Annotated in this window: 21 protein-coding genes; 8 read left to right on the top strand and 13 right to left on the bottom strand. The window is 64.7% G+C overall.

Annotated features, from left to right (window positions below):
• Nucleotides 1-1,072 precede the first annotated feature (1,072 nt).
• Complete coding sequence (locus tag U5809_RS00905) at nucleotides 1,073-1,474, top strand: hypothetical protein (protein ID WP_322085428.1); 402 nt, start codon at nucleotides 1,073-1,075, stop codon at nucleotides 1,472-1,474.
• 201 nt (nucleotides 1,475-1,675) lie between these two features.
• Here the strand turns inward: U5809_RS00905 and U5809_RS00900 are convergent, their stop codons facing one another.
• Together U5809_RS00900 and U5809_RS00895 are read right to left on the bottom strand one after the other, a co-directional pair.
• The gene (locus tag U5809_RS00900; protein WP_011549124.1) at nucleotides 1,676-1,909 is read right to left on the bottom strand and encodes a hypothetical protein; all 234 of its coding nucleotides are present in this window, start codon (nucleotides 1,907-1,909) and stop codon (nucleotides 1,676-1,678) included.
• Nucleotides 1,910-2,218: 309 nt separating this feature from the next.
• Nucleotides 2,219-3,142: a LysR family transcriptional regulator gene (locus U5809_RS00895; protein WP_322085091.1), complete on the bottom strand. Its 924-nt coding sequence runs from the start codon at nucleotides 3,140-3,142 to the stop codon at nucleotides 2,219-2,221.
• 67 nt (nucleotides 3,143-3,209) lie between these two features.
• On the opposite strand from U5809_RS00895, the gene U5809_RS00890 reads away from it, so the two are divergent.
• The gene (locus tag U5809_RS00890) at nucleotides 3,210-3,827 is read left to right on the top strand and encodes a LysE family translocator (RefSeq protein ID WP_322085090.1); all 618 of its coding nucleotides are present in this window, start codon (nucleotides 3,210-3,212) and stop codon (nucleotides 3,825-3,827) included.
• A gap of 27 nt (nucleotides 3,828-3,854) precedes the next feature.
• On the opposite strand, the gene U5809_RS00885 is transcribed toward U5809_RS00890, so the two are convergent.
• A complete protein-coding gene (locus U5809_RS00885) occupies nucleotides 3,855-4,487 on the bottom strand; it encodes an FMN-dependent NADH-azoreductase (protein ID WP_282511939.1) in 633 nt (210 codons plus the stop codon).
• Between the two features lie 132 nt (nucleotides 4,488-4,619).
• Here U5809_RS00885 and U5809_RS00880 point away from each other — a divergent pair, with 132 nt between their 5' ends.
• Nucleotides 4,620-5,498 (top strand): LysR substrate-binding domain-containing protein, encoded by an 879-nt coding sequence (locus U5809_RS00880; protein WP_322085089.1) that lies wholly within the window; start codon nucleotides 4,620-4,622, stop codon nucleotides 5,496-5,498.
• 52 nt (nucleotides 5,499-5,550) lie between these two features.
• On the opposite strand, the gene U5809_RS00875 is transcribed toward U5809_RS00880, so the two are convergent.
• Nucleotides 5,551-7,026: a coniferyl aldehyde dehydrogenase gene (locus tag U5809_RS00875; RefSeq protein WP_322085088.1), complete on the bottom strand. Its 1,476-nt coding sequence runs from the start codon at nucleotides 7,024-7,026 to the stop codon at nucleotides 5,551-5,553.
• Nucleotides 7,027-7,071: 45 nt separating this feature from the next.
• On the opposite strand from U5809_RS00875, the gene U5809_RS00870 reads away from it, so the two are divergent.
• Together U5809_RS00870 and U5809_RS00865 are read left to right on the top strand one after the other, a co-directional pair.
• Nucleotides 7,072-7,779, top strand: a complete 708-nt coding sequence (locus U5809_RS00870) for a TetR/AcrR family transcriptional regulator (RefSeq protein WP_322085087.1) — start codon at nucleotides 7,072-7,074, stop codon at nucleotides 7,777-7,779.
• A gap of 132 nt (nucleotides 7,780-7,911) precedes the next feature.
• Nucleotides 7,912-8,595 carry a type 1 glutamine amidotransferase domain-containing protein gene (locus U5809_RS00865; RefSeq protein WP_322085086.1) on the top strand — a complete coding sequence of 228 codons (684 nt, stop codon included), beginning with the start codon at nucleotides 7,912-7,914 and terminating at the stop codon, nucleotides 8,593-8,595.
• Between the two features lie 20 nt (nucleotides 8,596-8,615).
• On the opposite strand, the gene U5809_RS00860 is transcribed toward U5809_RS00865, so the two are convergent.
• The 4 genes from U5809_RS00860 to U5809_RS00845 form a co-directional block, all read right to left on the bottom strand.
• On the bottom strand, nucleotides 8,616-9,095 hold the full coding sequence (locus U5809_RS00860) for a MerR family transcriptional regulator (protein WP_322085085.1): 480 nt from the start codon (nucleotides 9,093-9,095) through the stop codon (nucleotides 8,616-8,618).
• Between the two features lie 125 nt (nucleotides 9,096-9,220).
• A complete protein-coding gene (locus U5809_RS00855) occupies nucleotides 9,221-10,465 on the bottom strand; it encodes a saccharopine dehydrogenase family protein (RefSeq protein WP_322085084.1) in 1,245 nt (414 codons plus the stop codon).
• A 43-nt stretch (nucleotides 10,466-10,508) separates the two neighbouring features.
• Nucleotides 10,509-11,426 carry an acetoacetate decarboxylase family protein gene (locus tag U5809_RS00850; RefSeq protein ID WP_322085083.1) on the bottom strand — a complete coding sequence of 306 codons (918 nt, stop codon included), beginning with the start codon at nucleotides 11,424-11,426 and terminating at the stop codon, nucleotides 10,509-10,511.
• Nucleotides 11,427-11,602: 176 nt separating this feature from the next.
• Nucleotides 11,603-12,052, bottom strand: coding sequence for a MerR family transcriptional regulator (locus U5809_RS00845; RefSeq protein WP_322085082.1), 450 nt, complete (start codon nucleotides 12,050-12,052; stop codon nucleotides 11,603-11,605).
• Between the two features lie 168 nt (nucleotides 12,053-12,220).
• Here U5809_RS00845 and U5809_RS00840 point away from each other — a divergent pair, with 168 nt between their 5' ends.
• Nucleotides 12,221-13,051: an alpha/beta hydrolase gene (locus tag U5809_RS00840; RefSeq protein ID WP_322085081.1), complete on the top strand. Its 831-nt coding sequence runs from the start codon at nucleotides 12,221-12,223 to the stop codon at nucleotides 13,049-13,051.
• Nucleotides 13,052-13,127: 76 nt separating this feature from the next.
• Here U5809_RS00840 and U5809_RS00835 read toward each other — a convergent pair whose 3' ends face one another.
• Nucleotides 13,128-13,790, bottom strand: a complete 663-nt coding sequence (locus U5809_RS00835) for a glutathione S-transferase family protein (RefSeq protein ID WP_322085080.1) — start codon at nucleotides 13,788-13,790, stop codon at nucleotides 13,128-13,130.
• Between the two features lie 99 nt (nucleotides 13,791-13,889).
• On the opposite strand from U5809_RS00835, the gene U5809_RS00830 reads away from it, so the two are divergent.
• Entirely contained in the window at nucleotides 13,890-14,870 is a 981-nt protein-coding gene (locus U5809_RS00830; RefSeq protein ID WP_322085079.1) for a YafY family protein, read from the top strand.
• A 10-nt stretch (nucleotides 14,871-14,880) separates the two neighbouring features.
• On the opposite strand, the gene U5809_RS00825 is transcribed toward U5809_RS00830, so the two are convergent.
• A complete protein-coding gene (locus tag U5809_RS00825) occupies nucleotides 14,881-15,525 on the bottom strand; it encodes an HD domain-containing protein (protein ID WP_322085078.1) in 645 nt (214 codons plus the stop codon).
• A gap of 169 nt (nucleotides 15,526-15,694) precedes the next feature.
• Here U5809_RS00825 and U5809_RS00820 point away from each other — a divergent pair, with 169 nt between their 5' ends.
• Nucleotides 15,695-16,102, top strand: coding sequence for a DUF3224 domain-containing protein (locus tag U5809_RS00820; RefSeq protein WP_322085077.1), 408 nt, complete (start codon nucleotides 15,695-15,697; stop codon nucleotides 16,100-16,102).
• Between the two features lie 49 nt (nucleotides 16,103-16,151).
• Here the strand turns inward: U5809_RS00820 and U5809_RS00815 are convergent, their stop codons facing one another.
• From U5809_RS00815 to U5809_RS00805, 3 genes are all read right to left on the bottom strand, one after another.
• Nucleotides 16,152-17,717, bottom strand: coding sequence for a methyl-accepting chemotaxis protein (locus U5809_RS00815; RefSeq protein WP_322085076.1), 1,566 nt, complete (start codon nucleotides 17,715-17,717; stop codon nucleotides 16,152-16,154).
• 195 nt (nucleotides 17,718-17,912) lie between these two features.
• Nucleotides 17,913-18,323, bottom strand: a complete 411-nt coding sequence (locus tag U5809_RS00810) for a VOC family protein (protein ID WP_322085075.1) — start codon at nucleotides 18,321-18,323, stop codon at nucleotides 17,913-17,915.
• A gap of 111 nt (nucleotides 18,324-18,434) precedes the next feature.
• Entirely contained in the window at nucleotides 18,435-19,868 is a 1,434-nt protein-coding gene (locus U5809_RS00805) for a CoA transferase (protein WP_322085074.1), read from the bottom strand.
• Nucleotides 19,869-19,939: the final 71 nt, after the last annotated feature.

The following is a 19,939-nucleotide window of genomic DNA, read 5'->3' as shown; positions in this document are numbered from 1 at the left end:
TGAGTTGTGTCCCCACCCGTGGGCAAGGTCGTGGTGCGGTCGTGTCTTTCTGCGATAAGCCCAATAAAGAGTAGACGCGTCAGCAACCCCTGGGCGCATGACACTGGCGTTTGCAGATAGCGTGACGCCTGCCCGCATCAGGAGAAGAGGACCGAGCATCAGGCACGGCCAGTGATATTGGGCAATTTGAGGTGACTGGGTAGCCTCGGCGGAGCACGATAGCGCGGCGATCTCATGATGGAAAGGCGAATATCGAACGGGACGCACGACATCCAACCCGATGCGCTCGGAGAAGCACACAAGCTCATCCTCCGAGATGGCGGGACCAGGCCACTCAATTCCATCGGCTCGCCCACTCTGGAAGCGAAGTACTAGAAGCTCGAAAACGCGGTTAGCTGCGTAAAGCAACCAGCGTTCGTCTTCGGCTCATTCGGAATAGGCCTACCGGTTCTCGAGCGAATGGATCGGAGCCGTTCGATTTCGGCAGGATTCTCCTCTATCCACGGAATCAGCACATCGACGAAAGCCGCCTGGCCGTGGTATGCGAGCAGCTCGTCATGAAGGGATCGAAATGACATGTAGAAATACTCGCATTAAGAATGCTCGACGTAATCAGGGCCGCGACAACTCAGCGAACACACCTGGGCCTCTGCTTTGCAAGACCGATACTGAACAACGCTGTCGGCATGCTTTCAGTAAACATTGTAGCGGGGGACCGCACAGCCCCATCGCATGAACGCGTAGACTCTGAATGACCGCTTTGCGGTTCATTTCTGGAGGACCGCTCTGAGTCGATGCCGGGCGTCGACTTCGCGCGGAAGCGCATCGTTCGATGCCGGTCATTGACGGGACCGCATCGACAGATGCAAGCGCAGAATTTAGGTCTCGGCCGAAACAGCAGCCATCTGATCGTGGAGTAGTATTCCCCATGTCCGGGTTATTGCTCGGACTGTACGGCACACAGTCAATCCATCCGTGACGAAGGCGGCAACCTCGTTAAAGGGCTGGCGAACTGCCTCAACGATAGGTGTGGTGAGGTCGGCCGAAACGACGGCATTGACGGGAACGCATGATGTCAACCGAGTGGAAGCACCGCGTCAGACTGTTTATCCAGCGTTTCTGGCAGCCGACCAGTGCGTGCATGACCTGCATGCCGGGGAGCTGGGGCAATATCATGAGCGTTGCCCATTGGACTATTGCACTTCATACAGGTCTGCTTACGGGACTCCTGGCTGTACTTTTGACTTTCACGCCTGCCGCAAAACTTTACGCGCATCGATACGGCAATGCGCTGGTCGTGGGCGTCCTGACAACGTTGGGCGACGCCTACTCGCACACGAGTCACTATCGTATTCCCTATGTCGAGCACATCGTGACCGGTGCGATTTCAGGCCTCTTGACGCTGGCGGCCTCATATCTCCTCGAAGATCGCGCGCGACGCCTTCGGGCCGCATGGGCTCGGGTTTTCGGATAGCTTGCCCGCTGACTTTCCAAACCCGCCGGCTCAAACGGAAAGAGGCTCCCCGGCGTGGTGACGCTGCGTGACCGGGAGGCAGTGCATGGACAGCAAGCGCTCGCGTTGGTTACATGCCCCAGCGTCAGGGCGCGGCCACAAACGGCCGTTCGACACAGCTTTTTAGATCGTCGACAATCGGTGCAGATAAGGGCGTAGCCTTTAGCGGTTACCGTCGATCAGATCGTTCAGCAGCGCATCGAACGCGGCCTGTGCGTCTTCAAGTTCCTGCAGGGCGGCATCAAAGGTTTGCAGCGCGAACGGCGAAGGCTCGCCGCTGCCTTGCGGCGGAAATTGCTTCTGCATCGAGGCGAACGTACTCTGCACGCGCAGCGTGGCGGCCACCATGCGCTCCATCGCCTGGGTTTCTTCGGCTCGGGCCTGTTCCGGATTCATTCCACTCTCCTTGGATGGTTTTCTTGAAGACCAGATCGTACACGCTGTGTCCGTTCTTGCCGCCCTTGGCAGAACGACTCCGTTGAAGGTTCCAACGGCACGCTGCGCGAGAAGCGATTTAATCGGGAATGATTCCGCAGTCGCGCCGAGGCCAAGATACTCATCGAGCGTGGCTACAAAATCCCGCCGCAGGTCACAACGATTGGCCGCTTTGGATGAATCTGAAGGGCCGTTCAGGGTCGACACCAGCCAATCGCCCCCCACCTCCGTGCACCAGCCCCCATTTACCGCGCATCCGAACCCTCCCCGTCACCCCTCCGCCCGCAACCACTCCAACAACTCCGCCTGCGCACTCTCCTCCACCACCGGCGCCGGCGTCAACAGGCAGTAATGCGAACCATCCTCGACGAACCCCATCGGCGCGACTAGCACACCGCTTTCGATGTCGTCGCGCACGAGATGCCACGGCCCGATCGCCACCCCCAGCCCCGCGACAGCCGCCTGCAGACTGAAGTAAAAATGGTCGAACATCTGCCCGCGCCCGCCCGCCGCGGGCTGACCGGCTGCCACCGCCCATTCCTTCCACGCCGCCGGGCGGGTCCGCGTATGCAATAGCGGCGCATCCTGCTTCAACGAACGCGCACCGCGACGCGCGGCAAACCACGCACCGACCTTGTCCGCCCGGCAAACCGGCCCCACCCGCTCGGCGAACAACGGCTCCGCGTGATACCCCGCCGGCCACGCAAAATCGTTGCGCCGAATCGCCATGTCGATCCCGCTGTCGAACGAAAACGGCCCGCCCGCAGCGACCAGGTGGATATCGACACCCGCATATCGCGCCTGGAAATCCGGCCAGCGCGGGATCAGCCAGCGCATCAGAAGCGTCGGCTCGCACGACAGCACCCATCGCCGCGCACGCGCAGCCTCGCTACGCAATTCCTGCGTGGCGTGCCGCATCAGGCCGAGGCCGTCATGGACGGCCTGCGCCAGCTTGCGCCCCGCATCGGTCAGGAATACACGACGGCTACGCCGCAGGAACAACGCCACACCCAGATCATCTTCGAGCAGACGCACCGCGCGGCTGACCGCGCCGTGGGTCAAGCACAGCTCGTCGGCGGCACGACTGAAATTCTCGTGACGCGCCGCCGCCTCGAAACAGCGCAACGCCATCAGCGAAGGCAGGCCCGCACTGGTCGATTGTGAGTCAGGATCACCATTCTGGTCAGAAATCATCGTTTTTCCCGATGGAACATGCTCGCTATTATTTTGCCATCAGGATTCCCATCGCAAGGAAAAGGCAATGACTGAATTGATAGTTGTAGTCACCATCACGTTGCTGGCCGTCATCAGCCCAGGTCCGGACTTCGCGATGGTCACGCGCAACAGCCTCCTGCTGTCGCGCCGTGCCGGCGTACTCACCGCACTGGGAATCGGGCTGGGCGTCATGGTTCACGTGAGCTACACACTGCTGGGCGTAGGGCTGCTGATCCGCCAGTCGTTGTGGCTCTTCAACACCGTCAAGCTGTTCGGCGCGATCTACCTGATCTACTTGGGCGTCAAGATGCTGATGGCCAAGGCCCATGACGAGCAATCCGACGCACCGGCAGCACCGTTGTCCGATCTCGCTGCGCTGCGCACCGGCTTCCTGACCAACGCGCTGAATCCGAAGACCACGGTGTTCATCGTCAGCCTGTTCATGCAGGCAGTCCGGCCCGACACGCCGTTGATCGTGCAGATCGGCTATGGCGCATTCATCGCGCTGGCGCATGCCGGCTGGTTCAGCCTGGTGGCCGTCTGCTTTTCAGCGACGGCCGTCCGCGATCGCCTGCTGTCCCTGCGCCACTGGATCGACCGCACCTTCGGCTGCCTGCTCGTGGGCTTCGGTGTCGCGCTCGCCATCGCGCGCGGCGGACGCTGACCTCACCGCACACAACGCGTTGCAACGTCAGAACGCGCGTGCGATCGTCCGCGCTTCGTCAATCGCCCGACTGCGATCGACCTTTCCTTCGGGACCGAACAACGTACGTTCGACGACAATTCCCGCGATGTCCGTCACGCCCACAAACTTGAGCCACGTTTCCATATACGGACGCTGCAAGTCGAACTCGGCGGCTGGCGTAAACGAACCCGGCGCCTCGTAGCTGAGCCCGCGCGCGTACACGACGGCCGCCTTTTTTCCGGCCAGCTTGCCGCTGAAACCCGATCCGTCGAACGTGAACAGCACATCCTTCTGCGAGATCACGTCGATCAGGTGCTTGAGCTTGTACGGAATGCTGAAATTCCACAGCGGCACGCCGAACAGGAACTTGTCCGCGTCGTGAAACGGCGCCGCGAGCCGTTCGATCTGCTGCCACGCAGCGACCTGCTCCGGCGTCAACGCCGTGCCGCTCAGTCCGGCATATTTCGCGGCCAGCGCGGCTGCATCGAATTCGGGCAGCACCACGTCCCAGATGTCGAGCGTCTGTATTTCATGATCGGGATGCGCGTGCCGGTACGCATCGAGAAATGCGCTGCACACGTCGATCGACGCCGAATAGGCCTTGTTGGGGGAGCCTTCGATATAAAGCACGCGTGTCATGGAGCCAGTCCTTGCGACGAGTGGCGGCGACGCGCGGGATGCGCGATCGCCCACTGCGATTCGCAGCGTATCGGGCCAGCTTATAATCCGGAAATGATATTAATTGATCGAATTAACCCGGATTGATAATCAATGGGCGCTCCCCTCGACACGACGCTGCTTCACACGTTTGTTGCGGTCGCCGACGTGCGAAGCTTCACCGGCGCCGGCCACCGGCTGAACCTCAGCCAATCCGCGGTCAGCGCGCAGATCGTTCGGCTCGAAGAACAGGTCGGCCGCGCGCTGCTCGTACGCAATACGCGCAGCGTCACGCTCACCGCGCATGGCGAGACCCTGCTCGGCTATGCGCGCGCGATGCTCAACCTGAGCGAGGAAGCACGGGCGAGGCTGGGAGCCGGCAACGCCGTCGACGTCAAGCTGCGGATCGGTGCATCGGAAGACTTTGCCGGAGACTGGCTTCCCGACGTGATGCGCCGCTATTGCGCCGCGCGGCGCGGCTTGCGACTGGATCTGGTGGTGGACATCGGCGACAGCCTGTTTCGACGTCACGCGAACGGCGAGTTCGATCTCGTGATCGGCAGCCGGTGTTCGCATTCCGGCCAGGGCACGACGTTGTGGCGGGAACCGCTCGTCTGGACATTCGCACGCCACGAGCCGCTTCCGGAAGGCGACGTGCCGCTCGCATGCTTCCCCGATCCATGCCCGTACCGGGGCGCCGCCGTCAAGACGCTCGCGCTGGCCAGCATGGGCTACCGCATCGCGTGCGAAAGCCCGAGCGTCACCGGCATCCTGACGTTTGCGCGCGCCGGCATCGCGATCGCGCCGTTGCCGCGCAGCGCGATCGACGACACGCTCCGTGAATTGGGCGGATCCGAAGGATTGCCGGCGCTGCCGGACATGGAATTCGTGATGATGCACGACGCCGCGGTACCGGCAGCTGTCGAATTCGCCGCGACGATTGTCGACGAAACCGCCGTTCGAACGGCGGCCGGCAAACGCAATCGAGCCTGACGAACAGCGCTCGCGAGAATACATGCGAGGCACGCGCCGTGCCCCGCCCGGCTCACCGCTTCACGCTCCATTCGACGCGCCCGCCAGCAGGCTCCCGGCCGCGCCCGAGCAGTGCGGCCAGCGTGACATCCGCGAGCTTGCCGAACGGCGCACGCAGCAGCGTCGGCAGGCTCCAGCGGCCCTGCACGAATACGCCTTTCGCGTGGCTCATCGCGCGGAATCCCTCTATGCCGTGATAGGCGCCCATCCCGCTCGGCCCGACGCCGCCGAACGGCAGGTCCTCCTGCGCGACGTGCAGGATCGTGTTGTTGATGCCGACATTGCCCGACGTGGTGCGCGTCAGCAGCGTCTCGCAGTCGCCGTCCCGTGCGCCGAAGTAATACAGCGCCAGCGGCCGCGGGCGCGCGTTGACGTAATCCACGACCTCGTCGATCGTGCGATACGTGCGCACCGGCAGGATCGGCCCGAAGATTTCTTCCTGCATGACGGCCGTATCGTCGCCCGCCCCGACGATCAGCGTCGGCGCGAGCGTGCGCTTGCGGGTCGCCGCGTGCCGCGGGTTCACGCCCGCCTCGATCACGCGCGCGCCTTTGCTGCGCGCTTCGTCGACGAGCCCCTTCAGGCGATCGAAATGCCGGTCGCTGACGATCGATGTGTAATCCTGACTGGTTGGCCCGTCCGGATAGAAGCGCGCGACGGCCGCATCGTATTGTGCGACGAACGCATCCAGGTCGTCTTCATGGACCAGCGCGTAATCGGGTGCCACGCATGTCTGTCCGCCGTTCGACAGCTTGCCGAACACGATGCTGGACATCGTCCGGCCATCGACATGCCCCCTCGCGACGATCGCGGGGCTCTTGCCGCCCAGTTCGAGCGTGACCGGCACGAGATTGTCGCTCGCCGCCTTCATGACCTTGCGGCCCACCTGTGTACTGCCGGTAAACAGCAGATGATCGAACGGCAAACCGCTGAAGGCGGCGCCGACTTCCGGTCCGCCCAGCACGACCGCGACTTCTTCGCTCGGGAAGGTGTCCGCCAGCATCCGGCGCATCACTTCGCTGGTGCGCGGCGTCAGCTCCGACGGCTTGAGCATCGCGCGGTTGCCGGCCGCCAGCGCGGTTGCCAGCGGAATGAACGTCAGCGCGAACGGGTAATTCCACGGCGCCATCACGCCGATGACACCCAGCGGCTGGTATTCCACATGCGCGTGCCCGGCCCGATAAAGGAGGCCGACGTGCCGGCGCTGCGGCTTCATGAAACGGCGCAGGTTTCGCGTCAGGTAATCGATGGCCTGGACCACGCCCATCAACTCCATGATCGCGGTTTCGTGATGCGAGCGATGCCCGAAATCGGCACTGACGGCCTCTTCCACATCGCGACGATGCGCGAGCACGACGGCACGCAGCCGCGCGAGCTTCGCCTTGCGCTGCTGAATTCCCGGCGGCCCCTCGGTGACGAATGCCTTGCGCTGACGGGCCAGCAACGCCGCCGGGTCGATGCTCGAGCTGGATTCTGCGGAAACGGCCATGGTGCACCTCACGAGGTTGCGTCGATGTAGACACTGTCAACTTGCATGCGGCCGATCATAGGACCACAATGTGTTCCTTGTCAACATAGGAGCAACGCGATGTCGTCGGATGGGGATGCGGACGCCGGGCACAAGGCTTATCACCACGGGGATTTGCGTCGCGCGATCATCGAAACGGCGCTCGACACGCTGCAGGAACAGCAAGGCTGGCAGTTCACGCTGCGCGAGATCGCGCGGCGCGCGAACGTCAGCCACTCCGCGCCGTACCGGCATTTCCCCGACAAGGCCGCGTTGCTGCACGAACTCGCGCTGATCGGCTTCGATCGCCTGCGCGACGAGCTTGCCGCGTCCGTCGACTCCTCAGCGGGCGCACCGGACGTGCTGCTGGCGCTCGCCTACGCCCATCTCGCGTTCGGAAAGCGCAACCCGGATCTGTATCGCCTGATGTTTGCCGCGGATGCCGGGGAGCCGTCCGACATTCATCTCGATCCGCGGGTGCAGGCGCCCTTCCTGCTGGTGGTCGACATCCTCGAACAAGGCCAGCGCGCCGGCACGATCCGCCCGCGCTCGGCGCTCGGCCAGGCAACCGCGTGCTGGGCCCATCTCCACGGCCTGACGATGCTCGCGATCGACGGACGACTGGTGCGCGAGAAGGTGGGCGATCATGCGATCGAAGATGCACTGACGACATTGCTGGACGGACTCGTGCTGCCCGACACGCACAGGCGTGCAACCCGGTCGAAAAGATCTTGACCTTGAACTTCACTTAAAGGTTATGGTTTGCCTCGGCAGCGTATCGAGGCCATGGGTATGGGTACTGCCATCCGACAATCCGGCGGCACGTCGACGACGTCCGCCCGTGGCCGATCAAGAGGAAACCGCGTCATGACCAAGCGCATCCTTCATGTCGTCAGCAATGTCGCGCACTACGCCGATCCGTCACAACCGACCGGCCTGTGGCTGTCCGAGTTGACCCATGCCCATGAGATCTTCGCGGCGAAAGGCTTTGAGCAGCGGCTCGTGAGCCCGAAGGGCGGCGTGTCGCCGCTGGAGCCGCGCTCGCTGAAATGGCCGCATGCCGACGCCGCGTCGAAAGCGTGGCGCGCCGACAGGACCAACGAGGCGCTGCTCGCGAACACCGCGCGCCCGGACGAAATCGATTCGGCCGATTTCGATGCGATCTACTTCACCGGCGGCCATGCGGTCATGTGGGACTACCCGGACGATGCCGGGCTGCAGCGGCTCACGCGCGAGATCTACGAGCGCGGCGGTGTCGTATCGTCGGTCTGCCACGGCTACTGCGGGTTGCTGAACACCCGGTTGTCGGACGGCTCGCTGCTGGTCGCCGGGCGCCGGATCACCGGCTACTCGTGGGTGGAGGAAATCCTGGCCGGCGTCGCGAAGAAAGTGCCCTACAACGTCGAGCAGCAGATGCAGCAGCGCGGCGCGCGCTACGAGAAGGCGCTGCTGCCGTTCACGTCAAACGTCGTCGTCGACGGCCGCCTGGTGACCGGCCAGAATCCGCAATCGGCGAAGGCAACGGCCGAACAGGTCGTCGCCCTGCTGTAACGCGATGCGCCGGCGGCCGCCTAATGGGCGGTCGTTCGGCGCGGCAGCGGTTCGTCACGCACGTCGGCGGCGACAGCGTCGCCGGTGCGCGCGGCATGCGCGGACGGGATTCCCGACAGCAGTTGCTTCGCGTTGGTTGCGCAATCCACCGTATCGGGCTTCGCGCCGATCCCGGCAATCAGCGCGACGACGTGCGCCTTGCTGCGCGCGAGTCGCGCCTCCAGCGCCTCGATGTCCTGCACCTTGCGGCACAGCGCGTCCAGCAACGACCCGCATTGCCATCGCGCAAAGTCGGACGGGATCAGCGTGCGAATCTCGTCCAGGCTGAAATCCGCCTTCTGCGCCGCCGTGATCAGGTCGAGCACCGTCACCGCTTCCTGCGGATACGTGCGATAGCCGTTCGCTTCGCGCTCGACCAGCGTCAACAGGCCGATGCGTTCGTAGAAGCGGATGCGCGAAGGGGTAAGGCCGGTGCGTTCCGACAGTTCCCCGATCTTCATGTTCCGATACTCCCCGGCCGGAGCGGATCCGGCCATTCAACCAACCGTGACAGCAAGCAGTCTCCTCACGTTGATTCGCAATCCGATCTTTATCCTTGCCTCTTCCCTGGCAGGCCGGGTTGTACTCAAATCACCTCGAAGCCCAACCCGGCATGGCGAACCAGACGCTCGACATAGCGTTCGTCGAACATCGTCGCGGGTGTCCAGAAGCCGCCGCCGCGCCCGCTCTTGACACCGTCACGGCTGTAATCCAGCACGAGACTGAGCGCGGCCTGCCCGAGCATCTTGCCGGTCGAGCCGTAGCCCGGGTCGCGGTCGCCGGTGACTTTCACGCGCAAAGTCCGCCCGTCGTCGGCACGGCCGAAGAAGCGCAAGTCGTAGCGACCAGCCTGCTGGGCCTCGGCGCTCGGCCCCTCGCCTGGCTTCGGCAGCAGGAAGCGCTCCATCAGGCCGCGCACGGGCTTGATCAGGACGCCCACCATGAACGCGCCGAGTCCCGCGACCATCGTCAGCGCGGTCAGGCGGCCCTTCAGGCCCGCACCCGTCATCACGGCTTCGTCATAGGTGAAGCGGCTGCCGTACGCATTGCCGGCCAGCGCATTGGAGCGGTGTACGACGCGCTCGTTGATCGCCGCCATCACGAACGGGGCGATCCATGCGTCGCAATCGCGATCGAATTCGGCGGACCGAACCGCATGCTGTCGCGCCGTAAAGCCATGCCCTTTCGGGCACAGTGAATAAGGATCGAGCAGTTCGCGGCGCAACGCGGGATCGGCCGCCGCTTCCCGCACGACGTTGATCACGCTCGCCACAGTGCCGCCCGACGCGCCGCCCTTCAGCGTCCGGACGCGCATCTTCACCTGCGTGGCCGGCACGCCCCACTGCCGGCGCGCGTGTTGCTGCAGGAAGAAAACACCCATGTCCGACGGTACCGAATCGAAGCCGCAGCAATGCACGATGCGCGCGCCCGATTGCCGGGCCGCCGACTCGTACCGGTCGATCATCCGCTTGATCCACTGCGTCTCGCCGGTGAGGTCGCAGTAGTCGGTGCCGGTTTGCGCGCAGACCCTGACGAGCGGCTCGCCGTAAAGGGCGTATGGCCCGACGGTCGACACGACCACCCGCGTTTGCGCGCACAGTGCCTGAAGCTGCGCTTCGTCGGCCGCGTCCGCGACGATGATCGGCACGGACTGCCCGGCCGCGCCGAGCGCCGCCCTGACCTGCTTGAGCTTCGCCTCGGACCGGCCGGCGATCGCCCAGCGCAGCGTCTCGCCAGCGCCCGGCAGGTAGTCGGACAAATAGCGGGTCAGGATCTGACCGACAAAACTGGTGGCGCCGAATACGACGAGATCGTAGGCGGGTTGCGGCATGGGTGTCTCCTTCGGTGCGCGCGTGTCGCGCGCATCCGTATCGTCAGCGTGGTTTTCCGGGTTCATCGAAGGTCTTCAGGGGTGTCGGCAGGTTCAGGACCAGCTGCGCGTCCTTGACCACGTCGAGCCGCATGATGGTCGACGCACCGAGCCCGTCGAGCAACTGGCTCAACGGCCCGCCGCGCCGAATCAGCTCGACGTTGCGCGGCAGCAGGCGCTGCGCGAACGAGAGCATGTTGGTCTGCACCGTCGACTGATGCCATTCGCCGTCGAGGCGGTTGACCATCGTCGTCGTGCCCATGTGCGATTGCGATGGCACGGTGGTCAGCGCCGGCAGCGGCACGCTCAGGCTCAGGTCCGGCCGGCCACCGGGGCCGGCGATGCGCGCGCGAGCGGTAGCACCGATGTTCACGTCGATATCGGCGAGCCACTTCGGCAACTGATAGCCGTGTACGCCGCGCACCCGCGCGATTTCCGTCGTGACCGGCAGCGCCAGCACGTGCGCGAAGAAACTGCGGCGCCGCATCGAATCGATCAGCTCCAGCGCAGGCGATCCTTTCGCACCCGGCCTGCGGATCACCACCGCGACGGATACTTCGTCATACGGATCGTTGTCGCACACCGCATACGAAAAGAACGTCAGCGCGACCAGCCCGTAGCCGGGGAGCGCCCGCAGCGGTTCGAGCGGTACCGGCAGCGTGGTCCGCAGGCGTTCGAGCGGCGCAAGAAACAGCAGCTGGATGCTGCTGGAGCGGTAATAGAAGTTCGGCGCCCAGGTCAGCCCGACCCGCGAGGCGACCTGACGCTTCGGAATCCGGCGGAAAAAATCGATGTTCCCCGCGGCAGGGTCGCGCGCCACTTCGTCCAGGTCCGGGTTCATCCGGAACCGATCGTAGTACCCGCCCTCCGGCACGTCGACCGTATGCGGCCCGAATTCGACCTGTGTAAAACGCCTGTCCATGCTCGTCGCCTCTCGTCGATGATTGACCGTGGCAGGCAACACCCGAAGCCTGCTGATTCACTGCCGTCAGCAAGCACTCTAAGCTTTAAGTCAACTTTAAGGTCAAGGCCCGGAATAGAGGAACGCGTCGGACTTCGTTCGAGCGCCTTTCCGGCGATCGCGGCCGCGCCGATGAATCATTTGGCCGTGGTGCGGCGCCCCTTGCCGCGGATCGACACGACGCCGTGACCGCGCAGCCGGTCCATCACCCAGCGTGTGCGTTCGGTGCAGTTTAGTTCGGTCGGCCGGTTCCTGATGCTGTCGATCGCGACCAGCAGTTGCGCCTTGTTCTCCTTGAGGCGCTTCTGCATTGCTTCGATCTCGGCGACTTTCCGTTCGAGCGCCGCCACCAGCCCGTCGTGCTCCCAGTTTCCGGCCTTCACCGGCAGCAGATGACGGATCTGCTCGAGCGAAAAACCCGCGCTTTGCGCGCTGGAAATGATTTCGAGCATCCACACGGCGCTCTCGGCGTAGTCGCGATAACCGTTCGTGCTGCGCTCGACGGCCGTGATCAGCCCTTCAGCTTCGTAAAAGCGGATCCGCGATGCCGAAAGACCGCTGAGCTTCGCGAGCTCCCCGATTCTCATACCTGCCTCGCCAGCGTGTTGACATTAAACCTAACTTTAAACCTAGAGTGACTGCATCGCCAAGCCGGGCGGACGGCCGATGCCGCCGCGCGCGTTGCACCGGCCTGGCGATCGCAGCACACGGAAGGACCGTCACGAATCGATATCGCCCACCGAACAGGAGCAGACATGGGATACGTCACGACGCAAGATGGCGTCGACATCTTCTACAAGGACTGGGGTCCGCGCGACGCCCAGGTGATCTTTTTTCATCACGGCTGGCCGCTCAGCGCCGACGACTGGGATGCGCAGATGCTGTTCTTCCTCGCCCAGGGCTATCGCGTGATCGCGCACGACCGTCGCGGCCACGGACGCTCCAGCCAGGTCTGGGACGGTCATGACATGGATCACTATGCGGACGACGTCGCCGCGGTCGTGAACCACCTCGGCGTGCAGGGCGCCGTCCACGTCGGCCACTCCACCGGCGGCGGCGAAGTGATCCACTACGTCGCGCGCCACGGCGAAGACCGCGTCGCCAAGGCCGTGCTGATCAGCGCCGTGCCGCCGCTGATGGTCAGGACCGACAGCAACCCGGGCGGCCTGCCGAAAGAGGTGTTCGACAACCTGCAGGCGCAACTCGCGGCGAACCGCGCGCAGTTCTACTACGACGTGCCGGCCGGCCCGTTCTACGGCTACAACCGCGACGGCGCGACACCGTCGCAAGGCGTCATCTGGAACTGGTGGCGACAAGGCATGATGGGCAGCGCGAAGGCGCACTACGACGGCATCGTCGCGTTCTCGCAGACCGACTTCACCGAAGACCTGAAAAGCACCACGATCCCGGTGCTCGTGATGCACGGCGACGACGACCAGATCGTTCCTTATGAGGACGCTGGCGTCCTGTCGGCGAAGCTGGCCAGGAACAGCACGCTGAAGCTCTACAAGGGGTTCCCGCACGGCATGCCGACGTCGAACGCGGATACGATCAACGCCGATCTGCTCGCGTTCATCCGCAGCTGAACGCGGCGGATGACGGGTGCGGCCTTCAGGCTGGAGTCGCAGGCTGAAGGCCGCCCTGCATGGCTGCCGAACGCGGCTACCGACGTTCGCGAATAAATTCGGGAACCGCTTCGCCAATCGACGCGAGATACGCCGCCATCGCACCGGCCACCTTGCGCACGGCTGGACGCGCCGTCATCCGTTCGCGCCACGCCAGCAGCTTCGGCGTTTCGTCAGTCATCGGCGCGCCCTTGCGCGCACCGAACAATTGCGCCATGTAGAACGCGATGTCGGCGTAGGAATACGTGCCGGCCAGAAAGTCCCGATCCGCGAGCACGCGCTCCATGCGCCGATAGTATTGCGCCGCTTCGGCACGCGCGGCCTGCGCCGCCGGAACGTCCGGCGTGCCCTCCAGCCCCATCAGCCGGACGACTTGCGGGAAATAGACTTCGTCGCTGCCGTGTTCGAGCTGACGCGCAACTGCGCGCGCCGCCGGTTGCGCCGGCCACAACGCGGGCTCCGGCTTCAGGTCCTCGAGATACTCGAAGATTTGCGTGGAATCGAAGATCTCCAGATTGCCGTCGATCAGCACGGGCACCTGACGCTTCGGATTGATGCGCAAGACGTCCGGATGCCTGGGCTCGTAGCCGCGTTGTTGACTGAACGGCACCATCACCAGCTCGAATTCGATGCCCTTCTCGTGCGCCGCAATCTCGACCTTGGCACCGAACATGCTCAACGGTCCTGAAATGATCTTCATGGTTCGTCTCCGCTTCAAGGGAACGGGTCAGCGATACGGCCAAGCATAAGCCCAAAAACATGACACCTGATGTCAGGTATTTGAGGTAACGTGTCGCGTATGAAAGCGAGCCGCCTGTTGTCGATCATGATGATGCTGCAAGCGCGCGGCCGGATGACCGCGCCGGCGCTGGCCGAAGCGCTGGAAGTGTCCGAGCGCACGATCCTGCGCGATATCGACCAGCTCTCCACGGCCGGCGTGCCGATCTGGGGCGATCGCGGCCGCAACGGCGGATTTCAGCTGCGCGACGGCTGGAACACCGATCTCACCGGGCTCACCGAACAAGAGGCGCATGCACTGATCCTGGCGGGTTTGCCCGGGCCGGCGGGCGAACTGGGGCTCGACGGCATGGCGACTTCCGCCCGGCTGAAGATGATCGCCAGCCTGCCGCCGGCCTCGCGCGAGCGGGCCGATCGCGTCGCCAGCCGGTTGCACATCGATACCGTGGACTGGTACCGCGCGCAGGAAACGCCTGAGTTCCTGCGTGAAGCCGCCGACGCGGTGTGGGGTGCGTACCGGATCGACGTCACGTACCAGAGCTGGCGCGGCTTGTCCCGCCGCGCGCTCGAACCGCTCGGCCTCGTGCTCAAGGGCGGCGCCTGGTACCTGATTGCGAAGGTGGTCGGCAAGCCCGGCGCGCTCACCTTCCGGCTCGCGAACATCCGCGAACTCAACGCGGCGCGCCACCGTTTCAAGCGCCCCGCGCGATTCGATCTGGCCACGCACTGGCGTGACGCGATGAGCCGGTACGAAGCCGATCTCCATCGGCTGACCGCCCATATCGCCGTCTCGCCGCGCGGCGAAACGTGGCTGGCCAATGCGCGGATCAAGACCGCCCCGGTTCCCGAAGCGTCACGCAGCACGGACGTACCGCCGGGATGGAACGCATTCCTGATGCCGATCGAATCGATCGAGCACGGCGCGCGCAAGCTGCTGGGTTTCGGCGCGCACGTAAAGATCCTCGGGCCGCAGGCGCTCAAGGACCAGTTCATCGACGAGTTGTCGCAAGTGACAGCGCTTTATCGATCCGGCGGCGATTGAAGCGTCGCCTTCAGATCTCGTCGGAAAACTCGTCGAGAAAACGCTGCAACCGATCGCGACGAACGATCGCCATGCGCGTACCGGTGACGGTCTGGAAACCGGTTGCCAGCTTCAGCAGTTTCGTGCGGAAGTGATCGATCGCGAATCGCGTGTCGTCGAGTGTCCGCTCCGCCGCGTGGGGATCGGCCGGGTCATACAACGCGCTACCCATCCGACCCGCGACATAAAAGCAGCGCGCGACGCCCACCATGCCGATCGCATCGAGCCGGTCGGCATCCTGCAGCACCTTGGCTTCGAGCGTCTTCGGCGCAATGCAGGCGGAAAAACTGTGCGCCTCGACCGCGTGCGCGACCGCGTCGCTCTTCGCATCCGGCCAGTCGAGCGACTTCAGCACCCGCCGCGCCTTTTCCGCCGACAACCGCGATGCCTGCGCGCGCAGCGGAGAATCCTTCTCGACCGCCACGCAGTCATGCAACAGCGTTGCCGCGCACAGCACTTCGGCATCGCCGCCCTCCTCGGCACGAATCGCGGCGGCATTCTTCCACACGCGTTGCAGATGCGACGTGTCATGAGAGCCGTCGCCATGGGCGTCGTGCCAATGGGCGAGCAAGGTATGAGCCAGATCCTGAAAGGGGGCAAACGCGGAGGTAGTCACGAGGGCGGATGGTCAACGACTGGATGACGATTATCGCCCATGCGCCACACAGTCACGACCCGACGTCGCATCCGGCTTCCTCGATGTCCGCGCGTCAAGCAAATCGTTACCTCCGGCAGGACCCGGCTGGCTTATAGTGCGGAGTGCCCATTCAACGAGGAGCGCTGCAATGAAACTGCTGGCCAACGGTCCGTTCGATGTGAAGCTGAATCCTGAATCCCTGAGCACCGTCGCGGAAAATTCCGGGCTCGGCCGCATGTCGCTGGACAAGCAGTTTCACGGTGACCTGGAAGCCGTCAGCCACGGCGAGATGCTCGCGTTTCGCAGCAGCGTCCAGGGCTCGGCAGGCTATGTGGCGATGGAAACGGTACAGGGTGTACTCGGCGGGCGCCAGGGCACGTTCGTCCTGCAGCACAGCTCCACGATGACGCGTGGAGAGCCGAAGCAGTCGATCACCGTCGTGCCCGATTCCGGGACGGGGGAACTGCTGGGGCTTGCCGGTTCGATGGTCATCCATATCGACAACGGCCGGCATTCGTACAGCTTCGACTATGCATTACCTGACGCGGCGCAGTAAGTCGCTCACGGAGATCGCGCTGGCCCCGCGCCAGCGACACACTCCCGCATCACGCGACGATTTCGTCACGCAAACGGAACTGTGCGACCGCCGCGCTCAGTCGTGAACCCTGTTCATCGAGCGACAGTGCCGCGGCGGCCGCCTCCTCGACCAGCGCCGCATTGCGTTGCATCGTCTGCTCCATCTGGATGACCGCGGCGTTCACCTGCTCGATCCCCGACGACTGCTCTTCGAATGCATGGCTGGTCTCGCCCATGATCGCGTTGACACGCTCGACCGCGGCAACGAGCTCGCTCATCGCCGAGCCGGCCAGCGTGACGAGGCCGCTGCCGTCCTCGACACGCCGCGCGGCATTGCCGATCAGGTCGCGAATCTCCTTCGCCGCCGACGCGCAGCGTTGCGCGAGCCCGCGCACCTCCGTCGCGACGACCGCGAACCCGCGCCCCTGCTCGCCCGCGCGCGCGGCCTCGACCGCCGCATTCAGCGCGAGGATGTTGGTCTGAAACGCGATGCTTTCGATCGTGCCGACGATGCCGGAAATCCGCGCGGAGCTGTGCGAAATCGCGGACATCGTCTCGACCACGCGCTGCATCGCCTCGCCGCCGCGCGACGCGATGCCGGCCGCGCCTTCGACGTACGTGCGCGCGTCGCGCGCGTTGTCCGCGTTCTGGCGCACGGCCGCCGTCAGCTGTTCGACGCTCGCTGCCGCCTGCTGCAGCGACACGGCCTGCTGCTCGGTGCGCGCGGACAGGTCGACGTTGCCGCTCGCGATCGTGCGAACGTCGCCGACGATCGTCTCGGTACTCGCGCGCACCTGGTTCACGGTGTCGACGAGGCCGTCCTGCATCCGCTTCAGTGCATTGAGCAGATAGGCCATTTCATTTTCGCCCGCAATGACGACGGTGCCCGTCAGGTCGCCTTTCGAAATTTTCTCGAACTGGCCGACCGCGAGATTGATCGGCTCGATGATCGCCTTCGCGAGCACGCGCTGCGCAAAGAAACCGACGACGAGCGCCAGCCCCGCGACCGCCGCCATCCCCCACACGATCCGGTGAAAATGCACGCCGGCAGCGTCGTAGCGGGCCTTCTGGCGCGCGACCTGGAACGACTCGAGCGCGTCGATCGCATCCTGGTAGGCGGCAAACAACGCCGGCGGCGCCGTGCGCTGCGTGTCGAGGAAGTTGAACGCGTCGTCGCCGTCGAGCTGCGACAGCGCTTTCAGGAACACGCGATCGAGCAGCGCCCGCCGGTGGCTTTGCAGCGTGTCGAACAATGCCTGCTCGTTCGCGTCGCGCGCATGCAGGCGCGCATACGCATCCAGTTCGTCGTTGCTCTGCTTGAGAAGCGTGTGGAGTTGCGCGGCTCCCTCCTTGCCCGACTGCCCCGCGCTGATGACCTGCGCGACGTCGCTCATGCGTTCGCGCAGCACGAGCATCCGCTCGGAGCTGGTCTTCAGGTGCAGCAGCGACGCGGTGTCGTCGCGGTACATCGCCTCGAGCGAGCCGTTGCCCGTGTAGAGCGCCACAATGCAGGCGCCAACCACCAGCACGAGCAGCACGGTATAGCCGGCGATGGTCGCGACGAGTCCACCGCGGATGGTGAGTTGTTTTCGCATGACGTTCCCTTGCGCGGGCCGGGCGCGGCCAGCGGCGGATGTGGATTCCGGATCACGAAAGACGAGCGCCGCGTCGCAACACGCGGCGCGGGGGCTGCGAACGGGTTAACGGCGGGAGGAACGGGAAGGTTTTACCTGTACGCGACGTGAATCTTGACGATTACGACAGGTGGGGCAGCCAGAGAGAGCGTGCCGCTATTCCCCGCCGGCCAGCCTTGCACGAATCTCGTCGGCCGACAGGTCGCGCTGGTGCGTGGCAATCTGCCAGATGTTTCCCCACGGATCCTTCACCATCGCGCGCTTGTCGCCGTACGGCATGTCGGTGGGCGCTTCCAGCGAGACCGCGCGCGCCGCGATCGCGCGCCGATGGATCGCATCGGTATCCTCGACATACACGTACAGGAACGCCGGCATCGGATCGCGCAGACCGTCCCCGCCGCTGATCATCACGACCGAATCGCCGATGCGGATTTCGGCAGGCAAGCCGGCACGGAATTCTCCGCAGGCGTCGAACACCGTCCGGATGAATTCGACCAGGTTCTCCGGATCCGGTACGACAATGCGCGGCGTGACGGTATGCCATCCGGCGGGCTGGAATGTGGCCATGGTGCGCAACCTACGATGCGTGCGTCAGCGGTATTGTCCTCCGCGCACCGGTTGTCTGCAAAGGAATGCGAAGGGTTGCTCAAATACCGAACACCCCACCTTCGCCGCTCGTCAGAGGCTGACGTTCGATTCCAGCCACCGCGGTTCGTAGGCTCCCAATGCCCGCGCCGGATAGAACCACGCGAGCGGTGCCCCCGCGATCTGCAACGGCGGGTGGAGCCGCGTTGCAGGCCCCCATGACGTCGCTTCGACGTGATCCGCGCGGTCGTGTTGTGAATCCGGAATCACGGCAACCACGTCGCTCATCGGCTCCGAACGCAACTGCAAGACGGCCGACGTACGCGCCAGCGAAGCGCGGACTTCGGTGCCCACACCGTCCCTCAGTCGCGCCGTCAGCCCGCGGATGGCAGCAGCCGCCATCAGGTAACCCGTCGCATGGTCGATCGCCTGGACGGGCAGGCTCACCGGCTCGTCGCTTCCCGTCACGCACATGCCCGCTTCGGCGATTCCCGTACTCATCTGGATGAGGCTGTCGAAGCCACGCCGGGCACGCCACGCGCCGGTCCAGCCGTACGCGTCGAGCGACACGTCGATGAGCGCGGGATTGAGATCGCGCCGTTGCGCGGCGTCGAGACCGAGACGCGCAAGTGCGTCGGAACGGTAGCCGTGCACGACGACATCCGCGTCGCGCAGCAGCCGCTTGAGCGTATCGAGGTCCGCAGGCTGCTTCAGGTCAAGTCGCGCACAGCGCTTGCCGAGAACGACGTCCGGCACCGTACCGGGCTCTTCCCAGCCATGCGGATCGATGCGCAGCACGTCGGCACCGAGGCCCGCCAGAAATCGCGTCGCGACGGGGCCGGCGAGTATGCGCGTCAGGTCGAGCACGCGAATGCCGCGCAGCGGCCGGTCTCGCGACGGCTGCCAGTCGCGCGCCCCAACCGCCTTCGCGGTGTGAGCATGCAGCAATGGTTCGGACGCAACAGCCTTGCCTTGCGGATGCGCGGCCCATTCCTGCCGCGAATGCATCATCGCCGCGCAGCCGCCACGCTCGACAATCGCGTCTTCGAGCGCATGGGCATCCCAGCGGCTGACCGCTTGCGCGACCGCTTGTGCGTCTGCCGCGCAGCCGAGCACCGTCAAGGCGGCCTGCCGATGATGGGGCGCGTTGGTGTGCAACCGGATCCAGCGATCGCGCGCCCGATAGTTGCCGGCCACCGGATCCCATTGAGGCGGCAGCGTCCATCCCGACGGGCGAAGCGACGTGCCGAACCACAGCGACGCCATGCGCCGGTCGACGTGAACCGCCGGCAATGTGCAGGTCGATTCGAGCAGCAATTCGGCGACAGCCGCACCCGCCGCGCCAATCGCCGCACTGGCCAGATCGGTGACGCGAAACGCGGACAGTAATTCGCCCGAGCCGCTGAAACTGCAATGCTCGAGACGTTGCGGCGCGCCACCCAGCGCGGCCCAGAATTCCTGCAGATGACGCGACATCGGTTCCGCATCGGCCGTCGCCGCAACACGGGAGATTTGATCGGCACGCATGTTCGCCTCGAATCGTTTTGGTGAAGCAAAGATCGGCTCGCTCGCATTTATTGTCAACGTTGATTATGCTG

This window comes from Burkholderia sp. BCC1999, assembly GCF_905339975.1.
Taxonomy (GTDB): Bacteria; Pseudomonadota; Gammaproteobacteria; order Burkholderiales; family Burkholderiaceae; genus Burkholderia.
The sequence above is the reverse complement of the archived record's forward strand: the minus strand, read 5'-3'. Positions and strand labels throughout refer to the sequence as shown.